The sequence below is a fragment of the Aquabacterium sp. genome, assembly GCF_004297345.1.
GTDB lineage: Bacteria > Pseudomonadota > Gammaproteobacteria > Burkholderiales > Burkholderiaceae_C > Aquabacterium.
Genome location: NZ_SCTN01000311.1, coordinates 1 through 4,009, shown reverse-complemented (window position 1 = coordinate 4,009; position 4,009 = coordinate 1). Strand labels below are relative to the sequence as shown.

The 4,009-nt window shown below is 63.2% G+C and carries 5 protein-coding genes; 1 reads left to right on the top strand and 4 read right to left on the bottom strand.

Annotation, left to right across the window (positions count from 1 at the left end; genetic code table 11):
* Nucleotides 1-1,126 (bottom strand): cupin domain-containing protein (locus tag EPO09_RS11070; protein ID WP_290643053.1); only part of this gene is annotated, 1,126 nt, incomplete at its 3' end.
* A 169-nt stretch (nt 1,127-1,295) separates the two neighbouring features.
* Between EPO09_RS11070 and EPO09_RS11065 the strand changes: the two genes are divergently transcribed.
* Nucleotides 1,296-1,817: a peptidylprolyl isomerase gene (locus EPO09_RS11065; protein WP_290643051.1), complete on the top strand. Its 522-nt coding sequence runs from the start codon at nt 1,296-1,298 to the stop codon at nt 1,815-1,817.
* A 24-nt stretch (nt 1,818-1,841) separates the two neighbouring features.
* Here EPO09_RS11065 and dut read toward each other — a convergent pair whose 3' ends face one another.
* The 3 genes from dut to EPO09_RS11050 all read right to left on the bottom strand — a co-directional run.
* Nucleotides 1,842-2,294: a dUTP diphosphatase gene (gene dut / locus EPO09_RS11060; RefSeq protein WP_290643049.1), complete on the bottom strand. Its 453-nt coding sequence runs from the start codon at nt 2,292-2,294 to the stop codon at nt 1,842-1,844.
* Nucleotides 2,291-3,523: a bifunctional phosphopantothenoylcysteine decarboxylase/phosphopantothenate--cysteine ligase CoaBC gene (coaBC, locus tag EPO09_RS11055; RefSeq protein WP_290643047.1), complete on the bottom strand. Its 1,233-nt coding sequence runs from the start codon at nt 3,521-3,523 to the stop codon at nt 2,291-2,293. The genes dut and coaBC overlap by 4 nt, the downstream gene beginning before the upstream one ends.
* A gap of 30 nt (nt 3,524-3,553) precedes the next feature.
* A partial coding sequence (locus tag EPO09_RS11050; protein WP_290643045.1) for an AraC family transcriptional regulator occupies nt 3,554-4,009 on the bottom strand: 456 nt, incomplete at its 5' end.

Sequence of the window (4,009 nt, the reverse complement as noted above, 5' to 3'; positions counted from 1 at the left end):
CTTCCGTCCACTGATCCAGCAACTCCCTGAGTGCCGGGCTGACCCTGGCGACATCGGATGCAGACAGGGCACGCCGATCAGCCAACAGGCGCAACTGACGGGCATCCTTGCCTGCAGCCACCCAGGACTCGCCATTGGCAAAGACGCGCTTGTCATCGTAGACCATGCGGGTGCGCGGGTCGAGGCGCACCCCGACACCGTCCGGCAAAGGCTCGCCAGCCTGGAACCACACGCGAGGCTTGGGCTCTGACAGCACCTCGCCCAGAGCAGAGTGCAAGGCCGAAGGGTCTTTCAAGGCCTTCATCACGGCGGCCAAGGCGAACTCCTGCAGCGCGGCAGGAATCTGGCCCGGCGTGACGGTAGCCGGCTGCTCGGGATCCTTGTACAAATCCGGCACCTCCGGGCACTCCAGGCCTTCAACGAGACGAAGCAGCACTTCACGTGCCAGATCGGTCTTCTCTGGCACTCGGAAGCCCACCGAGCACGTCATGCATTCGCCTTGCGCGATGCCATCGTGCGCCCAGCGTGGCGGCAGGTAGAGCATGTCGCCGGGTTCCAGCACCAGATCCTGCTCGGGTACGAAATGGGTCAGGATCTTCAAGGGCACATCGGCCTGCAGGCTGGCATCCTTCAGTGGCCCGATGCGCCAGCGGCGCTGACCGTGCACTTGCAGCAAGAAGACGTCATACGAGTCGTAATGCGGGCCCACACCGCCACCGTCCGTGGCGTAGGAGATCATCAGGTCGTCCAGGCGGGCATCCGGCACAAAGCGAAATTGTTGCAGCAGCTCATACGCAGCAGGCACGTGCAGATCCAGGCCCTGCACCAACAAGGTCCAACCTGGCTGAGACATGGCCGGCAGGCTGCGGCGGTTCATCGGGCCATGGGACATGCGCCAGCCGGCATCCGCACCAGCCTTTTTCGATTTTTTTGCAGCGCCATCGGTCTTGACGATCAGGCGAGACTCCACGTCCTCGCTCTCGGCCAGCGCAAACAGCTTGCTGCGTTCAATGGGCGACTGCACACCAAGTATGGCCTGGCGGATCAGCAAGGGCTTCTTCTGCCAGTAGTCGCGCATGAATTTGGCTGGCGACATGCCACCCAGCAACGGCGTGATCTGATCGATGTCCAGGGGCCCTGCCGGGGCTTGCGGCGCGGCGGCCGATTTGGTGGAGGTCTTGGGGGCTTTCATGCCGCCATTGTGCGATGCCTGTGGCCTGCCCGCTCCTGATCAGGCTCAACGAGGCCTGCATGTCGGCACGAGGCTGGGCAACAGGGCATGAGATGATCGGGGCATGATCATTTCCTCTCCCTGCGTAGTGAGCCTGGTGTGGCGTCTGGAAGACGCCCAGGGGCAACTCATTGATGAACTGGCCGAACCCATGGAGTTCCTCCTGGGTGGCGAAGACCTGTTGCCCAAGGTCGAAGAAACCCTGCTAGGCCAGAGCACTGGCTTCGAGGCTAATCTGCATCTGGAGCCGGAAGACGCATTTGGCGACTACCACGCTGAACTCGTGTTCTTCGAATCCCGCGACATCTTCCCGCCGGAGGTGTCAGAAGGCATGCAGTTTGAAGGTCCACCTGAAGGATCCAAGACGCCGGACATGCCCGCAGACGTGGTCTACACCGTGACCGAGGTGTACGAGACACACGTGGTGCTGGATGGCAACCACCCTTTGGCAGGCCTGGCCTTGCACCTGTCGCTCAAGGTGGTGGACGTGCGTGCGGCGACGCAAGAAGAAGCGGAACAGGGCTCTGTGTCTGATTCGCCGCTGAGCCTGATCCAGGCCGCGCCCTCGGACGCCACCCTGCACTGACTTGGCCTTCTTGCCCGGATGCGCTCAGCGCGTGCCCGTCGAGCCGAAACCGCCTGCGCCGCGCTGAGAGGCATCTTCAAAACTGTCTACCAGGCGGAAGCTGGCTTGCACGACCGGGACGATCACCAGTTGCGCAATGCGCTCCATAGGCTGGATAGTGAACGCCGCCGAGCCGCGGTTCCAACAACTGACCATCAAAGGCCCCTGGTAATCCGAGTCGATCAAACCGACCAGATTGCCCAACACGATGCCGTGCTTGTGGCCCAAACCCGAGCGGGGAAGGATCATCGCTGCCAAGCCAGGATCGCCCAGGTGCATGGACAAGCCTGTGGGGATCAGATGAGCCTGCCCCGGCTCAAGCACAACAGGTTCATCCAGGCAGGCACGCAGGTCCAAGCCGGCACTCCCTGGCGTGGCATATGCCGGGAGGCTGTCGCTCATGCGGGGATCGAGAACGCGAATATCTACTGTAGTCATGCTTGAACTGCTTGAAGGCGTTGCGCCAGCTCCTGCATCAGGACGCGGGCCAGAGTGAGTTTATCGACGGGCTGCCCATCCGCCGGCAGCGCATGGTGCGCCTGGGCGTCCACCACCAGCAAGGCGTTGTCATCACGGCCAAAGGTGGCCGGCCCCAGATTGCCGATGATCAGCGGGATGCGTTTGCGGATCAGCTTGGCGCGCGCGTGCTCCAGCAGGTTCTCGCTCTCAGCGGCAAAGCCCACGCAATAAGGCGGCTTGGGCAAGGCGGCCACCGCCGCCAGAATGTCGGGGTTCTCGGTCAGCTCGAAGGTCGGGGCCAGCTTCTTGCCTTCCTTCTTGATCTTGTGTTCGCTCAGGTTGGCTGGGCGCCAATCGGCCACAGCCGCCGTGGCAATGAACACCTCATAGGCCGACGCATGCGGCACCACGGCCTCATACATCTGCTGAGCAGTCATCACGTTCACGCGCTTGACGCCGCGCGGCGTGGGCAAATGCACAGGCCCAGCCACCAAGGTGACATCGGCGCCAGCCTCGGCTGCCGCACGCGCCAAGGCAAAGCCCATCTTGCCTGACGAGTGATTGGTGATGCCTCGCACCGGATCGATGGGCTCGAAGGTCGGGCCGGCCGTGATCAGCAGGCGTCGACCAGTCAGCAGCTTGGGCTGGAAGAAGGCGATCAGATCGTCCAGCAACTCGGCGGGCTCCAGCATCCGCCCATCGCCCACTTCGCCGCAGGCCTGATCACCACAACCTGGCCCCAGGATGAGCGTGCCATCGGCCACCAGCGTGGCCACATTGCGTTGCGTGGCCGGATGCGACCACATCTCGCGGTTCATGGCCGGTGCCACCAACAAGGGGCATCGCTCACGAGGGCGCGCCAGGCACAGCAGGCTCAACAACTCATCGGCCCTGCCCTGCGCCAGTTTGGCGATGAAATCCGCACTGGCGGGTGCCACGATCACCGCATCGGCCTCTCGGCCAAGGTTGATGTGCGCCATGTTGTTGGGTTCGCGCGCATCCCACTGGCTGGTCACCACCGCGCGCCCGGAGAGTGCTTGCATGGTCACGGGCGTGATGAAGGCTTCGGCCGCCTCCGTCATGACCACCTGCACGGTGGCGCCCGCCTTGGTCAGCAGGCGAACGAGTTCGGCCGATTTGTAGCAGGCAATGCCGCCCGTCAGGCCCAGCACGATGTGCCGGCCTTGGAGATCTGAACGTTCTGACATGTGCCGGACTCTATCAGAGCCCAGACCTGCTCAACGGGCGCTCAAGCCCAATTGATCACGGTAGGCACTGGGCGACAAACCCGTCCAGCGCTTGAAGGCGAACGTAAAGGCCCGCCGGTCGGAAAAGCCTAACTCGACACTGATGGATTCCATGCTGATGGCACGCCGCTTGAGCATGGTCTGCGCACGCTGGCACTTGGCCTGAGACTGCACATCCACGTACTTGAAACCTTCTGCCTGCAGACGACGCTGCAAGGTGCGCGGATGCAGCGTCAAAGCCGCAGCCGTGGCCTCCAAGCCATCACGCAACAGTTCAGGTCGCCTCTCCAGCGCCCAGCGAACTTCATCGACCAACCTGCGTTCGCCCACCTCGCGGCTCAAGCGGCGCTCGATCATCTGGCGTGCCTGGCTGTGCGCCTCGGGCACGAACTCGTTGAGCGGCATGTCCAGCCAGCGACGGTCCATCACCAGGGCATCAGCCGCTTC